At 33.7% G+C, this 22,136-nt stretch carries 29 protein-coding genes and 1 tRNA gene; 12 read left to right on the top strand and 18 right to left on the bottom strand.

Annotated elements, in window-relative coordinates:
* Positions 1–114 precede the first annotated feature (114 nt).
* The 8 genes from sufC to DHU68_RS13225 all read left to right on the top strand — a co-directional run bounded on the left by sufC (position 115) and on the right by DHU68_RS13225 (position 8,501).
* Positions 115–873: a Fe-S cluster assembly ATPase SufC gene (gene sufC, locus DHU68_RS13260; protein WP_108823485.1), complete on the top strand. Its 759-nt coding sequence runs from the start codon at positions 115–117 to the stop codon at positions 871–873.
* Entirely contained in the window at positions 873–2,213 is a 1,341-nt protein-coding gene (sufD, locus tag DHU68_RS13255) for a Fe-S cluster assembly protein SufD (RefSeq protein WP_108823484.1), read from the top strand. Before sufC ends, sufD begins: the two co-directional genes overlap by 1 nt.
* Before the next feature lie 62 nt (positions 2,214–2,275).
* Positions 2,276–3,490 (top strand): aminotransferase class V-fold PLP-dependent enzyme, encoded by a 1,215-nt coding sequence (locus DHU68_RS13250; protein ID WP_108823483.1) that lies wholly within the window; start codon positions 2,276–2,278, stop codon positions 3,488–3,490.
* A 93-nt stretch (positions 3,491–3,583) separates the two neighbouring features.
* Complete coding sequence (locus DHU68_RS13245; RefSeq protein WP_108823482.1) at positions 3,584–4,435, top strand: outer membrane protein assembly factor BamD; 852 nt, start codon at positions 3,584–3,586, stop codon at positions 4,433–4,435.
* Positions 4,436–4,465: 30 nt separating this feature from the next.
* The gene (locus DHU68_RS13240; RefSeq protein WP_108823481.1) at positions 4,466–4,798 is read left to right on the top strand and encodes a DNA-directed RNA polymerase subunit omega; all 333 of its coding nucleotides are present in this window, start codon (positions 4,466–4,468) and stop codon (positions 4,796–4,798) included.
* A gap of 3 nt (positions 4,799–4,801) precedes the next feature.
* Positions 4,802–5,260, top strand: coding sequence for a DUF4293 domain-containing protein (locus DHU68_RS13235; protein ID WP_108823480.1), 459 nt, complete (start codon positions 4,802–4,804; stop codon positions 5,258–5,260).
* Positions 5,261–5,360: 100 nt separating this feature from the next.
* Positions 5,361–8,321, top strand: coding sequence for a PEP/pyruvate-binding domain-containing protein (locus DHU68_RS13230; protein WP_108823479.1), 2,961 nt, complete (start codon positions 5,361–5,363; stop codon positions 8,319–8,321).
* 109 nt (positions 8,322–8,430) lie between these two features.
* Positions 8,431–8,501 (top strand) — tRNA-Cys (locus DHU68_RS13225).
* 915 nt (positions 8,502–9,416) lie between these two features.
* On the opposite strand, the gene DHU68_RS13220 is transcribed toward DHU68_RS13225, so the two are convergent.
* The 6 genes from DHU68_RS13220 to DHU68_RS13200 are packed head-to-tail and all read right to left on the bottom strand — an operon-like array spanning position 9,417 to position 11,302.
* Positions 9,417–9,821, bottom strand: coding sequence for a hypothetical protein (locus tag DHU68_RS13220; RefSeq protein WP_108823478.1), 405 nt, complete (start codon positions 9,819–9,821; stop codon positions 9,417–9,419).
* Entirely contained in the window at positions 9,799–10,182 is a 384-nt protein-coding gene (locus DHU68_RS13215; RefSeq protein WP_108823477.1) for a hypothetical protein, read from the bottom strand. The genes DHU68_RS13220 and DHU68_RS13215 overlap by 23 nt, the downstream gene beginning before the upstream one ends.
* Entirely contained in the window at positions 10,179–10,352 is a 174-nt protein-coding gene (locus DHU68_RS14205) for a hypothetical protein (RefSeq protein WP_160111142.1), read from the bottom strand. Before DHU68_RS14205 ends, DHU68_RS13215 begins: the two co-directional genes overlap by 4 nt.
* A gap of 12 nt (positions 10,353–10,364) precedes the next feature.
* Complete coding sequence (locus tag DHU68_RS13210) at positions 10,365–10,700, bottom strand: hypothetical protein (protein WP_108823476.1); 336 nt, start codon at positions 10,698–10,700, stop codon at positions 10,365–10,367.
* Positions 10,701–10,716: 16 nt separating this feature from the next.
* A complete protein-coding gene (locus DHU68_RS13205) occupies positions 10,717–10,980 on the bottom strand; it encodes a hypothetical protein (protein WP_108823475.1) in 264 nt (87 codons plus the stop codon).
* Between the two features lies 1 nt (position 10,981).
* A complete protein-coding gene (locus tag DHU68_RS13200) occupies positions 10,982–11,302 on the bottom strand; it encodes a hypothetical protein (RefSeq protein ID WP_160111141.1) in 321 nt (106 codons plus the stop codon).
* 336 nt (positions 11,303–11,638) lie between these two features.
* Between DHU68_RS13200 and DHU68_RS13195 the strand changes: the two genes are divergently transcribed.
* The 3 genes from DHU68_RS13195 (at position 11,639) to DHU68_RS13190 (ending at position 12,622) form a co-directional block, all read left to right on the top strand.
* Positions 11,639–11,887, top strand: a complete 249-nt coding sequence (locus DHU68_RS13195; protein WP_108823473.1) for a helix-turn-helix domain-containing protein — start codon at positions 11,639–11,641, stop codon at positions 11,885–11,887.
* Between the two features lie 137 nt (positions 11,888–12,024).
* Entirely contained in the window at positions 12,025–12,168 is a 144-nt protein-coding gene (locus tag DHU68_RS14270) for a hypothetical protein (protein WP_185117521.1), read from the top strand.
* Positions 12,134–12,622: a DUF6169 family protein gene (locus DHU68_RS13190; protein ID WP_108823472.1), complete on the top strand. Its 489-nt coding sequence runs from the start codon at positions 12,134–12,136 to the stop codon at positions 12,620–12,622. Before DHU68_RS14270 ends, DHU68_RS13190 begins: the two co-directional genes overlap by 35 nt.
* Positions 12,623–12,776: 154 nt before the next feature.
* On the opposite strand, the gene DHU68_RS13185 is transcribed toward DHU68_RS13190, so the two are convergent.
* From DHU68_RS13185 to DHU68_RS13145, 11 genes are all read right to left on the bottom strand, one after another.
* The gene (locus DHU68_RS13185; RefSeq protein ID WP_108823471.1) at positions 12,777–13,595 is read right to left on the bottom strand and encodes a hypothetical protein; all 819 of its coding nucleotides are present in this window, start codon (positions 13,593–13,595) and stop codon (positions 12,777–12,779) included.
* Positions 13,595–13,879 (bottom strand): hypothetical protein, encoded by a 285-nt coding sequence (locus DHU68_RS13180; RefSeq protein ID WP_160111140.1) that lies wholly within the window; start codon positions 13,877–13,879, stop codon positions 13,595–13,597. Before DHU68_RS13180 ends, DHU68_RS13185 begins: the two co-directional genes overlap by 1 nt.
* A 1-nt stretch (position 13,880) precedes the next feature.
* Positions 13,881–14,045: a hypothetical protein gene (locus DHU68_RS14200; RefSeq protein WP_160111139.1), complete on the bottom strand. Its 165-nt coding sequence runs from the start codon at positions 14,043–14,045 to the stop codon at positions 13,881–13,883.
* A complete protein-coding gene (locus DHU68_RS13175; RefSeq protein WP_108823469.1) occupies positions 14,045–14,515 on the bottom strand; it encodes a hypothetical protein in 471 nt (156 codons plus the stop codon). Before DHU68_RS13175 ends, DHU68_RS14200 begins: the two co-directional genes overlap by 1 nt.
* A 97-nt stretch (positions 14,516–14,612) precedes the next feature.
* On the bottom strand, positions 14,613–15,302 hold the full coding sequence (locus DHU68_RS13170) for a hypothetical protein (RefSeq protein ID WP_108823468.1): 690 nt from the start codon (positions 15,300–15,302) through the stop codon (positions 14,613–14,615).
* Complete coding sequence (locus tag DHU68_RS14195) at positions 15,280–15,450, bottom strand: hypothetical protein (RefSeq protein WP_160111138.1); 171 nt, start codon at positions 15,448–15,450, stop codon at positions 15,280–15,282. Before DHU68_RS14195 ends, DHU68_RS13170 begins: the two co-directional genes overlap by 23 nt.
* Positions 15,440–15,691 carry a hypothetical protein gene (locus DHU68_RS13165; RefSeq protein WP_255412511.1) on the bottom strand — a complete coding sequence of 84 codons (252 nt, stop codon included), beginning with the start codon at positions 15,689–15,691 and terminating at the stop codon, positions 15,440–15,442. Before DHU68_RS13165 ends, DHU68_RS14195 begins: the two co-directional genes overlap by 11 nt.
* 283 nt (positions 15,692–15,974) lie before the next feature.
* On the bottom strand, positions 15,975–16,262 hold the full coding sequence (locus DHU68_RS13160) for a helix-turn-helix domain-containing protein (RefSeq protein WP_108823467.1): 288 nt from the start codon (positions 16,260–16,262) through the stop codon (positions 15,975–15,977).
* Between the two features lie 19 nt (positions 16,263–16,281).
* Positions 16,282–16,461, bottom strand: a complete 180-nt coding sequence (locus DHU68_RS13155) for a helix-turn-helix domain-containing protein (RefSeq protein ID WP_108823466.1) — start codon at positions 16,459–16,461, stop codon at positions 16,282–16,284.
* 159 nt (positions 16,462–16,620) lie between these two features.
* The gene (locus DHU68_RS13150; protein WP_108823465.1) at positions 16,621–17,988 is read right to left on the bottom strand and encodes a phage integrase SAM-like domain-containing protein; all 1,368 of its coding nucleotides are present in this window, start codon (positions 17,986–17,988) and stop codon (positions 16,621–16,623) included.
* A 256-nt stretch (positions 17,989–18,244) separates the two neighbouring features.
* Entirely contained in the window at positions 18,245–19,969 is a 1,725-nt protein-coding gene (locus tag DHU68_RS13145) for an AraC family transcriptional regulator (RefSeq protein WP_160111137.1), read from the bottom strand.
* A 305-nt stretch (positions 19,970–20,274) separates the two neighbouring features.
* Between DHU68_RS13145 and DHU68_RS13140 the strand changes: the two genes are divergently transcribed.
* Positions 20,275–21,480 (top strand): FISUMP domain-containing protein, encoded by a 1,206-nt coding sequence (locus tag DHU68_RS13140; protein WP_160111136.1) that lies wholly within the window; start codon positions 20,275–20,277, stop codon positions 21,478–21,480.
* 391 nt (positions 21,481–21,871) lie between these two features.
* Here the strand turns inward: DHU68_RS13140 and DHU68_RS13135 are convergent, their stop codons facing one another.
* A complete protein-coding gene (locus DHU68_RS13135; protein ID WP_108823462.1) occupies positions 21,872–22,114 on the bottom strand; it encodes a hypothetical protein in 243 nt (80 codons plus the stop codon).
* Positions 22,115–22,136: the final 22 nt, after the last annotated feature.

Below are 22,136 nucleotides of genomic sequence, written 5' to 3'. Positions count from 1 at the left end.
TTTTTATTTATTAATTTTGCATTCGAAAGTTCAAAACTTTGAACTAAAACGGCTTCTTAGTGTTAATCACGTAGTAAAACACTGAGATTTTGAATTTTATTAATAAAAAATATAATGGCGAATTTATTAAACATAAAAAACTTGCATGCAAACGTTGAAGGCAAGGAAATTCTAAGAGGATTAAATTTAGAAGTTAATGAAGGTGAGATTCATGCTATTATGGGACCAAATGGTGCCGGAAAAAGTACACTTGCTTCTGTGCTTGTAGGAAACCCTAACTTTGAAGTAACAGAGGGTGAAATAGACTTTAGAGGACATGACTTATTAGATCTAGATCCGGAAGACAGAGCGAGAGAGGGACTATTCCTAAGTTTCCAATATCCGGTAGAAATACCAGGGGTAAGCATGACAAATTTCATGCGCGCTTCATTAAACGAAATTCGTAAGTTCAGAGGCGAAGAACCAATAGCAGCATCTGAATTTCTTAAGCTTATAAAAGAGAAAAGAGAACTGGTAGAACTAGATAAAGACTTGGCAGGACGTTCTGTTAATGAAGGTTTCTCGGGTGGGGAGAAAAAACGTAACGAGATTTTCCAAATGGCTATGCTAGAACCTAAATTAGCTATACTGGACGAAACAGATTCAGGTCTGGATATTGACGCTTTACGCATCGTTGCAAATGGTGTCAACAAGCTAAGAAGAAAAGATAATGCTACAGTAGTAATCACTCACTATCAACGTCTTCTTGACTATATCAAGCCTGACATTGTTCATGTCCTATACAAAGGAAGAATAGTGAAAACAGCTGGTCCTGAATTAGCTTTAGAACTAGAAAAGAAAGGTTACGACTGGATTATTAAAGATTTTCAATAATGATAGAATCTCAATATATAGACATATTTAACCAATACAGAGAGACTATAGACAGTAAGTCTACTCCGGGGTTAAATAGCATGCGCGATAAAGCTTTTGAGGTATTCAAGGAACAAGGATTTCCTACAAAAAAACTGGAGGATTATCTTTATCTGGATGTTGCTGCAGAATTCCTGCCTGATTATGCATTGAATATAAACAGAGTCCCTTTCAAAGGGAATCCATATACAGCATTTAAGTGCGAAGTACCCGATTTAACAACCAATACTTATTTCGTACTAAACGATCTGTTTCATACAGAACACTTACCCCAAATAGAATACCCTAACGGAGTGTTTGTTGGTAGTTTAAGTGATTTTTCGGTACAATATCCGGAAGTTTTTGCTACTTACTACGGACAAATTGCAGATATGGAAAAACCTAGTGTTACAGCATTCAATACAATGTTTGTACAAGACGGGTTTGTTATCTATGTACCAAAAGGTGTCATCGTAGAACAACCAATACAGTTGATCAATATACTAAAAAGTAAGTTCAACTACTTGGTTAATCGCCGCATACTTATCATTGCAGAAGATGATGCTCAAGTGAAGTTGCTAATTTGCGATCATACTGTTGATGAATCACAATTCTTAGTTACTCAGGTGACAGAGATATTCGCCGGAAGGAATGCAATAGTAGACTATTACGACATGGAAGAAAATTCCGACAAAGTAACACGTCTGACAAATACATTTGTTAAACAGATGGAATCTTCGAGCGTATTAGCAAACAATTTGACATTCAATACAGGTGTTAGCCGTAATAACTTTAATGTGAAATTATCTGGCGAACATGCAGAAGCATATGTATGTGGAATGATAATTGCTGACCGAAATCAGTATGTTGACAACTTTGCATTCTTAGACCATCTTGTGCCTAACTGTACAAGTACACAGTTATTCAAATATGTTTTACAAGATGAAGCTACAGGTTCATTCTGCGGGCGTATCAGAGTAGAGAAAGATGCACAAAAAACAATGGCATACCAGTCAAACAACAATCTGTGTGTTTCTCCTAATGCTCGCATGTACGCGAAGCCACAGTTGGAAATATATGCCGATGACGTGAAATGTTCTCATGGTCTTACTACAGGACAGCTAGATGAAGAAGCATTGTTCTATTTAAGATCAAGAGGTATCTCTGAAGAGAATGCACGCTTGATGCTTATGCAGGCCTTTGCTGCAGGAGTCTTAGAGCATGTTCGCATCGACAGCCTTAAAGAACGTTTGACCGAATTGGTTGAAAAACGTTTCAAAGGAGAAAGAGCACGTTGTGGTAATTGCGAAATTTGCAAATAATCATAAATAAAGTTTAGTTACTAGTTCAACATTCTTGGCTAGTAACTATTTTTCTCACAACTATGAATGTAGAAAAAATTAGAGCCGACTTTCCTATACTTTCCACTACTGTTTATGGTAAACCCCTTATTTATCTAGATAATGGAGCCACTACACAGAAACCAAAGTGCGTAGTAGAAGAAATAGAAAAAATATATTACACCACGAATGCAAATGTGCATCGTGGTGTACATCATTTAAGCCAGGTAGCTACCGATTTGGCTGAAGAATCTCGTATTGTTGTACAGCAATTCATTAATGCAGAGCATAGTAAAGAGATTATCTTCACCAAAGGTACAACAGAGTCAATCAATCTAGTAGCCCATAGTTTTTGTCAACAGTTCTGCTCCGAAGGTGATGAAATCATCATTTCGGCAATGGAACATCATGCAAATATTGTATCGTGGCAGCTACAAGAGACGATTAGAGGAATTAAACTTAGAGTTATACCTATCAACGATAAAGGAGAGCTTATGTTGGACGAAATGAAGAAACTCATTACTCCAAGAACTCGCCTTATATCGGTCATGCATGTATCGAATGTACTGGGTACTATAAATCCTATAGAAGAGATTGTCTCTATAGCTCACAGTCACGACATCCCTGTTCTTATCGATGCTGCACAGTCAGTACAACATATCGAAATAGATGTTCAAAAACTAGATTGTGACTTTCTCGTTTTCTCGGGACATAAATTATATGGTCCGAATGGAGTAGGGGTATTGTACGGAAAAGAGAAGTGGCTGAATCAAATGCCCCCTTATCAGGGAGGAGGTGAAATGATAAGCCAAGTCTCGTTCAAAAAGACAACATTCAACGATTTACCTTTCAAATTTGAGGCAGGCACACCAAACTATCCTGATGTTATCGCTCTAGCTAAAGCTATTGATTACATAAAAAGCATTGGTCTAGATTCGATAAAAGCATACGAAGATCAATTATTAAAGTATTGTACAGACGAGCTTACTAAAATAAATAACATTCGTATATTTGGTACTTCTGATAATAAATGCAGTGTCGTTTCGTTCTTAGTAGGAAACATTCACCATTATGATATGGGTATGTTGCTAGACAAGATGGGAATAGCTGTTCGCACCGGACACCACTGCGCTCAACCATTGATGGAAGAGCTTGGTATAGAAGGTACTGTAAGAGCATCGTTTGCTTTCTATAACACTAAAGAAGAAATAGACAAGTTCATAGAAGGTGTAAAACGCGTTGTTACAATGTTTGAATAAGACAGCGCTTATTTTCAAAAAAAACATAATTATAAAAGTTTATTTTTATAATATAAAAGCTTTGTGTAAATTTGCAAACTAATTTTGAGTAGGATGAAAATTAAAATTCTGGGAGTACTGTTATTGACTATATTATTTTCTTCGTGTGGAGAATATAATAAAATATTAAAAAGTAGAGATGCAGAACTAAAATATACTTATGCAAAAAAGTATTTTGATGAGAAAAAGTATGGCAGGACTGCGACTTTATTAGATGAAATCTTAACAGTATATATGGGTTCTCCTAAAGAACAGGAGATATTATTTCTATTGGCCCAGTCTTACTTCTACGACGGCGACTATCCTACAGCCAGTACATATTACAGTCGATATTACAACAAGTTCCCTAAAGGAGATTATACTGAGTTAGCCCGTTTCAATTCCGCATATGGTCTATATTTAGATTCTCCAGATGTTAGACTAGATCAAACAAATACGATAAAAAGTATTCAGGAATTCAATAGCTTCTTAGAATATTTTCCTCAAAGCGAGAAAGCTCCGGAAGCAATGGATTTGATCTTCAAACTTCAAGAGAAACTAGCTTATAAAGAGCTATTAGCTGCTCGTCTGTATTACAATTTAGGACTATATATGGGCAATAACTACGACGCTTGTGTTGTTACAGCCAGAGAAGCATTGAAGAGTTATCCTTTCTCTGCCTTCACCGAGGAATTCCAAATATTAATCGTTCGTTCAAAATTTGAATTAGCAGAAAATAGTATCGAAGAAAAAAGAGAAGGTCGTTATCGTGACCTGATTGATGAGCATTTCAATTACAAGAATATGTTCCCTGAAGGACAATACACAAAAGAATCTGAAAAATATTATCGTCGTGCGCTAAAAGCATTAGGACAAGAAATAGATGAAATAGCAAACGAATCGGTACAAGAAGAATTAAGTAAATAAAAAATCAATTTATATATAAATTAAGGTAATATGGATTATAGAAAGTCAAATGCTCCAACTAATACAGTAACTAGAGATATGATGAGCCTATCTGAAGAGACTGGCAATGTATACGAAACTGTTAGAATTATAGGAAAACGTGCAAATCAGATTTCTGTTGAAATGAAGCAAGACTTGGATAAAAAACTACAAGAATTTGCATCTTACAACGACAATCTTGAAGAGGTTTTTGAAAACAGAGAGCAAATCGAAATTTCTCGTTACTATGAGAAGTTGCCTAAACCAACTCTAATTGCAGCTCAAGAATTTACAGAAGGAAAACTTTATTACAGAAATCCAAACAAGGACAAAGATAACTTCTAAGAAATGATACAACGTATTCAGACAATATTCTTATTGTTGACAGCTATATTTATGGCTTCTGCCGTATTCTGTCCATTATTCGAAATTGTTGAAGGAGGTAAACTAGCTCTGACTTTTCATTCTTTTGGAATAGGAAAAATGTTTAATGCAGAATATCCTACATGGGGAATTCTTACATTTGGTATTATTAGCAGTTTATTAGCTTTTATCAATATCTTTTTATTCAAAAAGAGAAAATTACAGATAAATATAGCACTTATAACAGCTTTATCTATTGTTGTTTATTTCATTGCAACTTTGGTATATCTTAATGCCTATCTGAGCAAACTAGAGAGTGATTATAATTTAAATATTCAATTTGGAATAATACTTCCTGTATTGGCTCTAATCTTTGATTTACTGGCAATGACCAGAATAAAAAAAGATGAGAAATTAGTAAAATCTCTAGATCGCATACGTTAAAAGCAGATCAACAAAATAATATATATTATATTTGAGAGCTGAATGGAATTATATCATTCAGCTCTTTCTTTTATTATATTGCTCCCTCAAAATAAGTTTTATGGAAAAATTACCAGATATAAAAGCTTTTCGCTTCAAAGATACATCCTTTGCCAGCTTAATGACTAAGCGCATCTTCAATGTTCTACTAATTGCTACGAAATATGACTCTTTCATGCTGGAAGATGATGGACGTATAGATGAACAGATTTTTAATGAATATACCTCATTAAACCTTAGCTATCCTCCTCGCTTTACTCAGGTAGTTACAGAAGAGGAGGCCTTAGCCGAACTGGAAGAAAATCACTACGAATTAATCATCCAGATGCCGAATATGGATGATGTTGACATGTTTGCTACTGCTAAGCATGTCAAACAACTGTATCCGGATATTCCTTTTGTAGTACTTACACCATTCTCGAGAGAAGTAACTAAGCGTTTATCATACGAAAACCTATCAGGAGTTGATTATGTATTTAGTTGGCTTGGCAATCCTGATCTTTTATTAGCCATTATAAAGCTGATGGAAGATGCTATGAATGTAGAACACGACACAGAGAGCGTAGGAGTGCAAATCGTTCTTCTGATCGAAGACTCTGTCCGTTTCTACTCTTCTGCTCTGCCTACATTGTTTAAGATCGTTATGGAGGAATCTATCAACTTCTCGAAAGAAGCCTTGAATGAACACCAACAAAAGCTTCGCATGAGAGGCCGTCCTAAAGTAATGCTTGCCCGTACCTACGAAGAAGCAGTTGATATATACACTACTTATTATAACAATATATTAGGAGTCGTTACCGACATGAGCTATTCACACAGAGGTACTAAAGAAAAATTAGCTGGCTACTCTTTCTCCAAATGGGTGAGAAGTCAAAAACGATTTGTACCAATTGTATTTACTTCTTCTGAACTCACCAATAAAGTATATGCAGATGAACTTGGTTGTACATTTATAGATAAGAACTCGAAAAGTTTTCCTAGAGACCTAAAAAAAGAAGTTATAAATAACTTTGGTTTTGGTGACTTCATTATTGTCAATCCAGAATCCAAAGAAGAAATACTCAGAATACGGAATCTTAAAGATCTACAGAAAAACATATTTAGTATTCCTACTGAGTCTTTAATCTACCACTTGTCGAATGACCACTTCTCTCGTTTCTTCTACTCCAGAGCCATGTTCCCAATGGCCGAATGGTTGAAACGTATAAAAGTGACAGACTACAAAAGCATGGATGAAGCAAGGGAGTTAATTTACGATATGATAATCAAGTATCGTAAAGTAAAAAATACAGGAGTAGTAGCAATTTTTGACAAAGATCGCTTCGACGAGTTCTCCAATTTTGCACGAATGGGGGATGGATCCATAGGAGGAAAAGGGCGTAGCATTGCTTTTATGGATAATATTGTAAAAGAACACTGGGAGCTAAACGACGATGACAATATACCTGTCAAGATACCAAGAACCGTAGTCTTGTGTACAGATATTTTTGATGAGTTTATGGAAACAAACGATTTGTATCCAATTGCTCTTTCGGATAAAACTGATGAAGAAATACTTGAACATTTTATTGAGGCAAGATTACCGGAGCGACTAATAGATGATTTTATAGCTTTCCTCGAAACGATTCAGTCTCCAATAGCAGTTCGTTCTTCAAGTCTTCTAGAGGACTCCCATTATCAGCCTTTTGCAGGAGTTTACGCCACTTACATGATTCCCATGCTCGAGAACAAAGAGGATACTCTTGAACAATTAAGAAAGGCTATAAAAGCAGTTTATGCATCTGTATTTTACAAAGATAGTAAAACTTACATGGCAGCTACTCAGAATATTATTGACCAAGAAAAAATGGCAATAGTAATACAAGAAGCTGTTGGAACAAGGTATGGTGATCATTTTTATCCAACAATATCAGGGGTAGCCCGATCATTAAATTTTTATCCTATTGGCAACGAAAAAGCAGAAGAAGGAATTGCCAATATTGTATTAGGACTGGGAAAATACATTGTAGAGGGAGGAGTTAGTATACGTTTTTCGCCATCTCATCCGCATAATATAGTACAACTTAGCAGCGTCGAATTTGCATTGAGAGATACACAACGTTTTTTTTATGCATTGGATATGAGAGGTTTAAATAACAACTTCACTACTGATGATGGTTTTAACCTTTTAAAATTAACGATTAAGGATGCTGAAAAGGATAATTCTATCCGATATATTTCATCAACCTACGATCCTGTAGATCAAGTTATTTATGACGGTTATTATGAAAGTGGACGAAAGATAATTTCATTTGCCAATGTTCTGCAACATAATGTTTTTCCTCTAGCGGAAATTCTACAAAGAATTCTGCAAATTGGTGAACGGGAAATGGGACGTGCTGTTGAAATCGAATTTGCTGTTGATTTGAAAGAAAAAGGGGAGGGCTCTTTCTACTTATTACAGATCAGACCAATAGTTCAAAATAAGGAGTTGCAAGTAGAAGATCTTTCACAAATAAAACCAGAAGACGAAATATTACATTCTAACAATGCTTTAGGGCATGGCATTATTAATGATATTCATGATATTGTCTATATAAAAACGAAGTCTTTCAATGCAATAAACAATTCTAAAATTGTATCTGAAATAGATAATCTGAATAGTAACTTCTTAAAACAAGAGAAAAACTATATCCTTGTAGGTCCAGGTAGATGGGGTAGTAGCGACTCTTGGTTAGGAATACCCGTTAAATGGCCACAAATATCGAATGCCCGTATCCTAGTAGAATTAGCTCTCGATAATTATAAGATAGAACCAAGTCAGGGAACGCATTTCTTCCAAAACCTGACGTCTTTTGGTGTTGGTTATTTTTCTATCAATCCATACCTTGAAAACGATGGTATCTTTAATGAGGACTTTTTGAACGAACAGCCAGCAATATACGAATCTGAATTTATACGACACGTACATTTTTCATCTCCAATGATAATAAAGATCAATGGAAAGAAAAATATAGGTTCAATATTAAAGCCTGAAATATAAATAGATAGTATATATTCATAATTTAGCTAGAATAAAGAACTGTAAAAATCAGGACAAACACTTGTCTTTTGGATAAAAATTTATATCTTTGCAATCGCAAAACCAAAAAGGTTCCTTGGCCGAGTGGCTAGGCACCGGTCTGCAAAACCGTCTACGGCGGTTCGAATCCGCCAGGAACCTCAGAGTCTCGGCTCAAACAAACGCTAATCCTCTTTAAATAAGTCGATTAGCGTTTTTGTTTAAAAGTGATTTTAACATCTTGCACAGTATTTGCACAATATTTATATCTCCACACCTATTTCAACCTATCCAAGTTAATGAAATGATAAGTCGGCTTACTATCACCAAGGTAGTTGCATGAACAACCAATGTGAGGCAATTGAAGATTATACTTTTATTACTAAAATCATTAAAAGAGAAATTCTTAATCTTTTGACGTAAATACATCTCAACTTCGATAATTTAGTCCTAGCTTTGTCATGGTTCAGCTTGTGACTTACGAGATTGAAGAACTGTTTTATAGAAATTCGGCTCGTTAATGAAAGTTGCATCTTGTGTTCACTGAGTCCAAAATTGGATTGGGTGATTTTAAACCATGCTTCATCCATGTTTTTTATCTCTCTCGGTTATCTCTTCTTGATTTCTTACCCCATCTACTCAATATTGGAAAATTCGTCAAAATAAGCTTTTAAAAAGATCGGCTTATTTTAAGACGATTTAAGAGTGGATAATTCTTGAGATGAGAAGTGTTCGTCTTTAATGCAAAAGTGTCGTAAATCAATCCGCAGATAGCTTAAATTTAATTTTAAGGATATTTGTAAACCTACCCTGATTGTAAATATGTCGTATTTGCCACTTTTTAGCCCCTATATGATATTTTTAATAAGTTAACCTAGCCTAGCTAGTCGAAGAACAGAGAAAGTCGCTAAAAACTGATTTAATTAGGTCGATAAGGAGATTTACATTTTCATTATCATTTACATTTACATTATTATTATCATTAGGTTGTTTTAGGTTGTTTTTTCATAAGAATAATAAACACCTGATATATTATTTTAAAATAATATTCTTTTTCCTTTCTAATCTCTATTTCATTTATTGTAATAATCGTCCTTGTGGTTTAGTTGGTTTAACAGGAATAAAATCTTGTTGAGAAAATAAATCATTCTTGTTTTTATAAACCTGATTCATTTTTTGAGTTAAAGCATTACTAAATGTGCTTTTCCAATCTAAAGTTATACTTCTACTCTTTTTCTTATTCTTCCATCCTGCTTCAGTACCCCAGAAGTCTTTAAATGATTTTTCCAAAGACAGTCTAATGTCAAGATTGTGATGAAACCTTTCTCTTTCTTTTAGAAACTCAACATCAGCTATTAGATCATAATAAGCCTTAGTAGCTTCGTCTAGGTAAACATTAAAGTCATCCCTCCACGTTTTCTCTATAGGAGATAAACATTCTTCTCCTTCTTTACATTCTTTACATTCTTGTAGTGTGTTCACTCGTTGTTCGGTCGTTGTTCACTTGTTGTTCACTTGATTGATATTCACTCCAATTAAGTATTGATATTAAGCGGTTTGTGTTTGTTTTTTGTTGTTCGATTTGTCTCTCTATCTTTTCAAAATAGGTCAGAGTCCTCTCTATTTTACTCTCGCTTATTCCTGTTTCTATAGATAATTGTTTTCTTCCAACAGTAAACTGACCAGCTTTACAAAAAACAGGTTTACCACCAAGCATTTCTTCCCTACCTGTATGTGTTGCTTTAAGTAATAAGTGAATCCATAAATGAACACGTTGAGAATCGGTATTGTAAAATGCTTTTTTTGTTAATCCTCTGTATAATTTTACCCATCCTTCACTCATACTCCAATATATTTATATCCTTCAAGTTTATCAATTTGTCTTTCAATAGCTTCTTTGTATTCTCCAAACACTCCTGCATAACTATTTGCTATTCCAGCTCTAAGTAATTGCTGAAACCCTGTTATCGCAACCTCTCTTAACGTTAAGTCTTTTTCTTGTTCTTCTGTCATAATTTAAAATTTTTAATGTCTAATAGTTTGTTCTCTCAATTCTAATTTAACTCCAACACAATATAATATGAAATTCTCAAATAATTCATAATCAAAGATAAAAAAGTGATGCTGCCTAGATTCACCATGACAGGTTATCTGCTTAGCGAAATTCAGTACTCTGTTTATATCCCAGTAATTGGATGTCATTAAAATATTTGCAGTAACCTTGCTTAGTTGGTCAGGCGAGAACCAAATTTGCGAAAAATAATCAGATTCGTAATTATCTGTTAGGTAATCTTCGCAATTTGCTACTGCGTCTTTCATTACTTTGTTGAGTGTACTCGGTTTAATTGTTGTTGCTTCCATATTATTATTATTTAGCTTATTTATTTGTTATTACTGCACCGCCAAAGAACGGCATATCAGGGTGCTTCTGCTTCCATTCGTTAATAAGGTCTAACCCTTCGTCAGTGCCTAAGAACTCTTCAAAATCGCCTGCAATGCCTAAGGCTCGCACCATATCATCAGCATTGATGCGTATTTCACCTGTAAGTTTGTTTTTAATAAACGTAATCGGGTAGCCTTCAAAATAGGAGGTATAATACTCGTTTATCCAATCCTCGCTTGTCTTTGTCAATTCCGCCATGTTATTTGATTGTTGTGTTCTGATCTTCCTTAACTTTACACCTTTGATTAATTTTGTATTCTTTATACTGATGAGTTATTTCGCTTAACGTAGTGATACGATTTACAGCCTCAAATATGACTTCAAAATTTTCATTTATAAGTTCTGTTTTATCTTCTCCACATAGAGTTTCGTCTTGCTCAATCAAAGATTTATGGTTTAAAAATATACTGTTTAATGCCCCGACAAGAAGGTTTGTATCCATATTAAAAAGCCCCATAGACATGTCTATGGTTCGTCCGATAAAAAGAAATGTCATTGTTTGTTCTTTATTCTGTTTCATAATCATTTAATTTTTAAATATTTATTAATTAATCTGCTCGCATTGTATAAGTTAGTCCCGATAAAGCCGTAATATAGTAGCATAGTGCTGACCGCTTCGCCTGTGTATTCTGCTGTCATTAAGAGTAAGCAGATGAGAAAATAGATTGCTGATAGTGGTTTCATGTGATTGTTATTTGATCCGTGATGTTAAATAATATCGCAAATATAACACTAGGAATCACATCTAACAAATTTTTCAGTACTTATTTTGACCTATCATGTTATTTTAATCTCAAATTGTGATTCTTCGAGTTAATTATTATATCTTTGCATTGTAACATTATAGATCACAAATATGAATTATAGAATTAAAGACTTATGTAAGGAAAAAGGAATAACAATCGGGGATTTATCGGATAAGGTAGGAATTGCACGGGAAAGTATAAGCCGTATTATCGGAGGTAACAATACCTCAACTGATACCCTCCAACGTATCGCCTCCGCCCTTAATGTTCCAATCACCGATTTATTCGAGCAACCTCAACAAAACATAATCACTTGCCCTAACTGTGGAACTGAGTTGGAGGTGAAAAAGAAATTGTAAAGAAATTTCTATATCTTTATCTATGTAATGTAACTCGTGATATGTTTTTTATAAATTTATATGTATAAGTTGCATAGTATTAAAAATAAAACAATTATCTTTGTATACAGTTTATAACAAACTAAATTTATATAATTATGAAAAAGCATCAAGAAAAACGGATGAATGCACTTGAAAAGATGCTTGAGGATAAGAAAGCACTATTGAAGTGTATACGAGAAAATGGGGATATAAAAAAAGTTTTAGATGAAAGAAAGATCAGACTTTCAGCTCCCATATAATTTTACAAGAAACGAAGATTTAGTATATTCTTTTGTAACAGACGGCGGTATAAAATATATCGCCCTCTTTATTCCTAGTGGGTGCTATGATGAAAATTTGGAAAACACATACAATTTTAACTTTGAGCCAGAAGTCCCCAAAAATAAGAATATACATGACCCTCGCATAAAAGAGACTATAATTTCTCTTATCGAACAATTCTTTATTTCAAATATTAATTCTGTAATTTGCGTCTGTGATAGTATAGATGGTCGTGAACTTTGTCGGAGAAGATTATTCGATAAATGGAGAAAAGAATATAGTTATAGACTGAAACATATACACAAAGAAGATATTGAAAAAGAAGGGAATTATTATACTCTGTGTGCATCTTTACTAATTCATCGAGACAACCCGAATATAGAAAAAACAATCAAGTCTTTTATAGAATTGACCGATCTACTAATTGACTAACAATCATGGATAAACTAATAATAGCATTTCTCAAAGGAGCATGGAAAGGATTAGTGATAGTAGTATTGCTTATTCTGATAATTAAAGCGTGCGTATAGCAAAAAGGTGCTACCCATTACAGATAGCACCTACAAACTAAAAACGCTAAAGAAAATTAACCGGCCGATATTTTTAAATCGGTGCCGTCTCTCCAGACTACCCCTTTAGATTTTGGGTCAGATGTATCCATATGATCGTAATCTAAGATCAATCTTCCTTTTCTTAAATAAATGCCAGCAGCGTTAATCTGGGTGGTAGCCTCATCTCCAAAAAAGAATTGTAACAGGGATAAATTCTCGCTATACCATAACCGCATAGAGACATTCCCGTGATTGTCATACATAAATAAACTTTCATTTTCGGGGTCTATCTCAAACCGATTGCCTGAAGTTTTACTTTGATATTTCCCTACAACTTGAATATTTCCATCTTTATCCCAACGTATATTCCCACTAGCCAACTGTCCCGAACCATCCGTATTGAGTAATATCTTTCCGTTAGCAATTGAAACCATTCCACTGAATCGTCCTTCGTTAGCATAGATTGTTCCTGAGAACACTCCATCTGTAGCCATTATAGTGCCTCGAATAAAAGCGTTATTTGCCACTAGTCCACCCTCGTGAGAGATAACACATCCTGCCACCTCTCTACCTTGTGTATTACTTGTATCTTTATAATTTATCAGAGCATTGAATGCAGACTCCAAACTACCCCCAGCCCAAAAAGCGACATTCTTTCCTAAATGTGGGGAATTTGGAAATTCGTTCACTTTAGGCGGTAGTGTTTGACGGATATTCTTAAGTTCTTTTAGTTCGTCCTCTATTTTAGAGGATGAGGAATCGACAACTTTTAATCTTGCCGCCTTGAGTTTTTCAAGACTTTCGATCTGTTTGTCCGTCTCTATAGCCTTCTTATATCTCTCACTAAAATTCATTATTCTTTTATTATTTCATTCTCTACTTCTGTGACTATTACTTCTTTCTCTTCTTTTTGCTCGTACTTGTTGGCAAAATCAATAAGAAACTCTCCAAATCTTCGAGCATCTTCGGTATCAACACAATGCCATGCACTTACAGATAAATCCATTTTTTTGTCATAGCCAGCTATCTGGAAATAAATATAATCTTTACCTTTGATCTGTACATCAAACATCTGGAGGGATGTTTCTTGATTTGCATTGATTAGCTTTCCCTCATCTATCATTTGTAAAATATCCATATTATTTTTCTGTTTTAGTTTTTTCGGATTCTATTATGTGTTTTATAAATTGGTTTAGCTGTTTACGAGTAAACCAGATCATTTCAATATCTTTACTTTCCCAATATTTCACGGGTTTATAATCCTCTGAAAAGTCCAGAGCATCTTCAAAATAGTTCTTACTCATTATTCTTTATTTAATTCGTTTTTAGCATTTTTGTAAAGTATACACTCGCTACACTTAAGCGGTCTGTAGAAGCTGACTTTAGATTCTTCTGTTTCTTCATCTTGCTTTTTCATCTGCTGAAGGTCTGCAAGTTTCATCAATATCTCAGACTTCCTTCTCGGCTCAGTTTCTTGATTAGCTAATAGATTCAACTCTCGAATAACATCATCCTTGCTGCGTGTATCTGATTCAGCCGTACTTTGTTCTATAGCTGTGAACCTTCTTGCTCTTTCTACGTCTAAAAAAGCTTGAACTTCAGGGCTATTGATCCACCTACTAGACTGCACATTTAGACTGTTTTTGTTGGCTGTGAGTTTTTTGCCTCTACTGGCTAAGTAAGCATTAATGCGATCATTGGTATAGATATAGCCTATCAAAGCGAACTTCTCTAAATCGGATAGTTTAGATATAAGTGTTTCTTTTTCGGTCATGTCGTGTTAATATAGGTTTTAGTAAAAAATCTTTTTCTCAGTAGAAAGTGCGATATGGGAGGAGGTGAAAAGGGGATCACCCCCACCCATACGATTGCTATTGATCTACTAATATGCGGTGTGTATTATTTATGATATACTGCAAGTTCACAATTCCTTGCGTCGCATCTGTACTCAATCCACAAGCGACAAACATAGGAGCAAGTCCTTCCATTAGACTAGGAATAACGTGCAGTGCTTTTGTGCTATACTCTGCAAAGCCGTTTTCGATCTCAAAGTTTCTGACCTTTACAAGTGTTTCGGTTGCTTCATTCAATAGCTTCACATACTCTCTATCTGTATCTGTGAAGCTTCTGACTCCGATAGTTTCGATATGTTGTTCTACTTCTTTTAAATCGAATATTATACGATTTTTAACCTCAACCAATCTAATCGGAATAGACTGTAATTGATTAAACAGCCAGATATTAATACTTTCTAGTCTGTTGGCTATATCATCAAATGATTGCTTAACTCGTTGCATTTCTGCTTTTGGAATAAACTTCAAAGTCTTAGTATAATCAAGATAAGCCTTATTCATTTCGACTCTAATAGCGTCATTTGAGCCTCTCATCTTATTTATAAGAGTTAAGCTAAATTCAAGTCCTTCAGTCTCTATCTGTTCCTTTATGTCATTATTTAGCTTATCTTCTATGCTTATAAGCCTCTCTTTGTAAGATGACCTCTTTGCTTCATCTATCCATTGTTGTGGTAATTCAACTCTTTTAAATGTGATCTTGTTTTTCATTTTCTCTGCGTTTTTTTTGTTTATACTCTTCATATTTCCTTTTAACTATTTCTTCCGGTGATAACTCCATATCATTGATCACTGGCAGTTTGCCTTCTCTTTGTTTGCGCTCCTTATATTCAGCGAAAGTGTTATTGCTATTCATCATCATTTATATTTTTATCTTTGTCAAACTCAAATATCTTTTTTCGTCTATTGTAGTATTTAGAAATAAATGCTTCCCTTTTCTGTTTGTTGCCGAAATAGAACATAGTTTGGCTATCTATTTTCAACTTATACATCTTAGAAATATCAGGTGATTTGATGCCTAATTCATCTAATCGCTCTCGATCTCGCTGGGCTTCCAAGACCGCAGACGATTCAACATCTTTGAGGTAAACTATACTCATGTATTTATACGGTTTATTTTTGTGTAGTGAAATAATGTGCCATATGTCCCGATATAGGACATACTGCTTTGGTTAGTCTTGTTATTAATCCCCTTCTCTCTAATTCTGCAATGTATCTACAGATATTTGGACGGGATATTCCTGTGTCCTTCTCACATTTATACATCGTGGTGGTATGCTCCCGAAAGTATTTTAATACCATTTGTTTTTGAATGGAAGTATAGCTATCTTTATTCTGTGTGGAATTGGGGGCTTTTGCTCCCTTTTTTGTTTGTGTCATGTGTTAGTGTTTTAGTATTTTTTTCTCTATTAATGCAGCATCAATATCACTTCTCCGAAATAGTACTCGCCCATTGATCTTATGTGCTTTTATTCTACCAGCATTAACCCAGTTGTTTAATGTCTGGACAGTGACAGAACACAGAGCTGCAGTCTCCTGCCTGCTTAAATACTGATCTGCTTCTTTGTCCTGTTTATTCTGTTCTATTGCTTTTAAAACGGCTCCTTCTATCATCTGGAGCAATTCTTCCTTATTGTAACTAATTAATATCATTTCCCTATTATCTGCCATATCTCCCTCTTTTTATTAATTATTGATTAACAACTCTATTACTTTCAATCACTCTGGTTATTTCTGATTGTTCGAATAGTACCCGCCCTCCGATTTTTACGCAATTAATCCGCCCCTCATTCATCCAATTGTAGATGGTTCCTTTACTAACTCGCATTAGTTCACATACTTCTTTTAATGTTTTTAATTCACTGCTCATTATTGTTTTTGTATTTATAAATAAAAAAAAGTCCAATACCCCCTTTTAAAGGAATATTGGACTGTATCGTGTCTCTTATTTTATTGTCTTATCTAACTATTATAAATATACAAAATTGTTTAATATGATGCAAGTATGGTTTATAGCGTCAAACTAAGTCTAATTAGCTGCTTTTATTTTCATCTCTACACGTTGAAAATATCCGCTATCTGCTAACATGGCTTTTTCTTTGTTATTTAATTTCAAATATGTTTTTAATTGTTCCTCGCTTTCATGACCTGATATAGCAATAATATCTGACAGCTTGCAGCCTGCCTTTTGCATGTTGGTACATAAAGAACGACGTGCAGTGTGTGTTTTTACTAGATCACAAAAGCGTTTCGGTGTGGTTGCCTCCATCCCCGCTTTATTTTGCGTTATATCAACTAGTTCTGTAAACCCTGCTTTTTCGCATATTTTCTTTATGTAGTCGTTTATTTTTTGGTCGTATGTTTTAGGTAGTTCTCCGTTATATTTGTCTAGTATAGTTTTAACTCTCCAATCCAAAGGGATATAAACGGTCTTATCTGTTTTTTCTTGTTTTAGTTCAATGTATTCCAGCCCATTAGATAAGGTAACTATCATCCTGGAATTAATCCGCTTATAATCACTAACACGTTGTCCAGTCAAACAACCTACTATAAATATATCTCGAACCTTTTCCCATGCAATATTGTCTGATAAATTCATGTTATAGAGTATATTAACACGCTCATCCGAAAGATAAACATTATCTACATCTTCATAGTTTGCGGCAAAGTCTTTGTTTTCTATCTCTCTATTATTGTGAAGTTTCATGTCTTTTGCTGCATACATGACTGTCTTTAATACTTTAATCATTCTTCCCACAGTGTTTGCAGAATATTTACGATCAAAGAGTAGATAATTAGTGAAGTCTCTATAAAAATCCATCGTAATGTCATCAAAATCTACTATAACTTTTCTAGTCTCTTGATAGTTTTTTAATTGAGAATGAAAGCCTTTGTAGCTTTTTATGGTACCTTCACTAACTTTTCTATTTGAACGTTTTTTTAGCCTTTTCCCTGTTTCTAAATCATTGATATATGATGATATGAAAGTGTTTAGTGTGTATGTTATCTGAGGTATAGCAGGTTTTAAGCTACTATAAAATGAATCTGTGACTTTTTGTAGCCAGTCGCTCCCGAATTCGCCTGTGTGGTTGTTGTAAGAGGTTGTAACATAGTCACTAAGATTACTTAGTAGATCATTAGTTTCGATTAGTTTTTCATTGGCAATATTTATTTTATCTATAATATCGTTCTGCACCTCAATAGAGTAGGAGCGGAAGTCTTTCGGTTTACTCTCCAGTTTTAAACGTTGGTTGTCTTTATCCCATTTTTCAATGTTTACAACAGTTTGCAATGTTGCATAAAATTGGCTGTCTCGATCTATGCTAAATCTTGCTCGTAGATTTACATGTTTAACTTTCTTGTTAGATGAGCGGAAGAACAATCTTAAAGTAGCCATGATATTGTAGTGTTTAATTTTACACAAGATAACTATTTTTCTTTTAACTTGCACAACCTTGCACAACCAAAGTTTTATTTAGTTTTATCTTATTATCTGCGAAAAGTAAATAAATATTGATTGTCAATGCTTTGTAATTTGTATATTTTACTTTGAAAGTGAATAAAGTATAGTTTTGAGGTTCGCCAGGAACCTCGAAGTACATTGAAATATTAGAAAATAATTTCTAATCTTTCTTTTTTAGATCGTTGTAGTTTTATATTATTCCTTTTTCTATTTCGACTTTTATTTTTCTCAGTTCATTGGGACTCATTCCAAATTTTTCTTTAAAAAGTCGATAAAAAGTAGTATTTGAGGAGAAACCGGAGTCACGTATAATGTATGTTACAGGAATAGTATTATCAATAATAAGTAGACGACGAGCATAATCTAATCTGTAATTATTTATATAATCCATGAACGTTTTTCCAGTTTCAGCTTTCACAGCATCAGCTAAATATTGTCTATTCGTTCCTAATATAGATGCTATTTCTTCTCTATTCAATTCACAGTTTCTAAATGCTTCCTCTTCATTCATATACAGTTCCAACTTATTAAATATACTACTTTCTTTACTTAATATCTCTTCTGCATTTGTTGTTGAAACAGTAGATTTTGTCATCTTTATATATGCATCGACTTCTTCTCTTTGCTTATATAACATCTTGTTTTTTTCTTTCAGAGATTTAGTATTACGTCTCACAATATAAAGTATTGATATAAGCAAAATAGTAATAATAAGAAGCGCTATAATTACCATCTGACTTCTTTCTAGTTTAATTTTATCTTTCACTTTCTCTATACTAGCTTTTTCTAATTCATATGACTTTGACAGCTCCGATATTTGTAAGGGAATATTTTTTTTGGAAACCGAATCCTTATAATGAATAAAATCAGATTGTAATTCAAGAGCTTCATCCAACCTTCCTGCTATTTTTAAAACATCAATTTTCTGTCTTGTTATTTCAAAAAAAACTTCTGGATTGGGCTCCTTCTCTCTGAAGTAAAGCAAAGATTCATCAAAATAAGCTAAAGCTTTATCATATTCTTTCAATAAAGCATAATATTCTCCTTCCATTCCCTTTAATTCATATTGACCAGCTTCATACTCTATCAGATCTGCATAGTGTTTAGATTTATCAATATGTGATTTACTTTTTTCGGTATCTCTCATTCCAATATATACACCTGCATATATTAAATTTATTCTAAACTGATAAAGATTAAATACCGCTTCTGGCAGAATTTTCTCATTTCTATTACTAAAATCTTCCATTATTACACAAATTTCCAGGGCTTTATCATATTCTTTCTTATAGTAAAACAAACCTGCTAAAGGGTCGTACAGTCTTAATAAGGTTTGTGAACTGTCATCGTCTCTTAATTTAAATAAGCTTATTGCTTTTTCCAGGTTTTCCTGTGCCAAATCATACTCCTCTGATAAAATATAAGCAATTCCTAATAAATTATAAGCATCAATATCATTAGCTTTATCAACCTTATTTTTTAAATAATATTTAAGATTATAAATAGCTAAATCATAGCATCCCATATTTAAGTATAAGATACTTAAATAGTAATAACCTAAATATGTATTTTTAATATTGTATTTATCATACGTTTGATCAGCCAGTCTAACATAAAATATAACACTATCAGAACTACTAGTTATCATGTAATAACTAGCTCTTACATGATAACTTTTAGCTAGATATTCCATATTCTTTTGACTTTTAGCCTCTTGTTCTATCTGTTTAGAAATATCCAACAACTTTTCAGTATTAGCATAAATATCAGCAAGTTCAAGTATTAGTTCCAATTTTCTTTCACCCTTAGCTTTATCTATTTTCTGCAATAGTAAACTATCAGTTTGAGCTGAAAGAGAACAGATTGTTGTAAAAGAGAATAGTATAAGGACTATTACCCATTTATTAAATTTCATTGTATACATATATGTGTGTGTATTCTTTCTGTAACCATATTACAAATATGACAAAATATAATGGCTCAAACTGATTATCAACATAGAAAAAATAACACTGAATATAAGCAGATTGAAGTAATGGTATGTTAAATTGCCCTAATGATATATCCTTTTGTCGTGATGGCAATATATTTTGAAGTAATGGATGATATGTATTTTCCTCAATTTCTACTTTAGCATCTGATATAAATTATAACAATATTAACACCGAAACACCTTGTTATTAGATCAAAACTCACACAATAATAAAATATATGATACAGATGAATAGACTTTACTTAAAACTAATGAGCATTACTACTATTTTGTTAATACAAACTTCTTCTTTAAATGCACAAGTTACCATTGGATCAGGGAATAAACCCTCTGAAGGAGCACTCCTTGATCTTAAACAAAATACAAATACTATGGCTAATTCGTCAAAAGGGTTAGGGCTGCCGAGGGTCAACTTGACAGATAGAGGCAACTTATATCCCATGTTTATAGAGGATTCAGACTATCAGAACAATATAAATGGGAAGAAAAATGAAGAGGATGCATCCCATATAGGCTTGGTTGTATACAATCTGAATACTGATTTTTGTGAAGAACTCTATCCAGGAGTTCAAGTGTGGGATGGAAGTAAATGGATGCCTCTATCCAAAGGAGTTTTCCCTAGTGAAACAGATATTTTAATTGATGAACGTGATCCTGCTAAACCTGTACAGTATAAAGTAGGTAGATTCAAATATGTACTACCTGACGGAAGAGTTGCTGATGCCGGATGGTGGATGTTAGAAAATCTACGAGCTGAGATATGGCCTGATGGGAATACTACTGATTTAAACATTTCTAAAGGGCTGCCTGTGCAACAGTACACTCCTGAGCATACACAAGCTCGTTATTACTATCCCAAATACGATGAAGAATATTTTCTTAATCATCCCCAGCATGGTTATGTATATAATTGGCATGCTGCAGCAAGAACATCAACACTTCCTGAATATGCAAGTGAAGCTACCAAAGGGCAAGGTATTTGCCCTAATGGTTGGCATCTACCAACACAAGAAGAATGGGATTTTCTAAGCGATATTATTTACTATAACCCTTGTCCATATGCTCATAGTAAAGTAAATGAGAATTTTGGGTATAATATGCAATCACGAGAGTATACACCCAATGGTGCTAGTCGGACAACTGAGCAAGGGGGATTTGATAGTCCATTATTAGGATGGATATATTTCGATAATGGTTTAGATGAAAACGGTAATATTAGGGGACTTCAGTCTAAATGGGTAGGAGAAAGAGGAATCTACTTATCAAGCAATAAACAACTTTCTTTTACTCTCCTGGCCGATCAAAATTCAGTAGGCTTTTGGGTTGGGAATACAGGATTTTACCCTATAAGATGCAAGAAAGATGATACTGTGAAATCATCTGAACCGATAAAAAAGACAAGTGAAATTCAACATGATAATATTATAGAATAGGAAAAGTAATAACTATGTTAATATACTACTTTAAATAAACATAGAGACTCTTCGACCTTTGAAGCAAAGTTCAACACAAATACATTACATTATTTAATTCTCAGATCATAAAACATGAATATATATTAACAATATATTCGAAACGACAATCATTAAATGTACATAAGTCCTTGCTATGTGTGTGTGAAAGGACTAAAAGGGTATTGACTGTGAAGTTAGTACCCTTTCTTCTTATAAACTATATTCTCAGATAAAACTTATAGCTGAAATCTTCTTTTTTGATTTAGCTTACTATACCTTGCTTCACTATAGGTAGCTAGCAAAAATAGAGATAAATACAAATATACTCTTAATCGCTACTACAGACTGATAGAGATTTATTTAGTCTTAGTTATCCCTCTTTCATCGTTAAAATTACCGACCCATAAAACATTAATAACGATTTTATCTGTCCTTTGATAGCCTGAAGTAAAGCTTCATCGTAATCAACATAAAAAATAAATTTATATTGGTCATCAAAATTTAAACCCACAGATGATACTCCTTCCATTTTAGAAATGGAATGTATTATAGTATCAATATTAGATTTATTTACCGGATTTAATGCTTCTATTATAATTTTAGACTGTACCATATTTGATTCCTTTTTATTTTTC

The organism is Dysgonomonas sp. Marseille-P4361, assembly GCF_900343125.1.
Lineage (GTDB): Bacteria > Bacteroidota > Bacteroidia > Bacteroidales > Dysgonomonadaceae > Dysgonomonas.
Note: the sequence above shows the minus strand (reverse complement) of the source record. Positions and strands in the feature narration are given on the sequence as shown.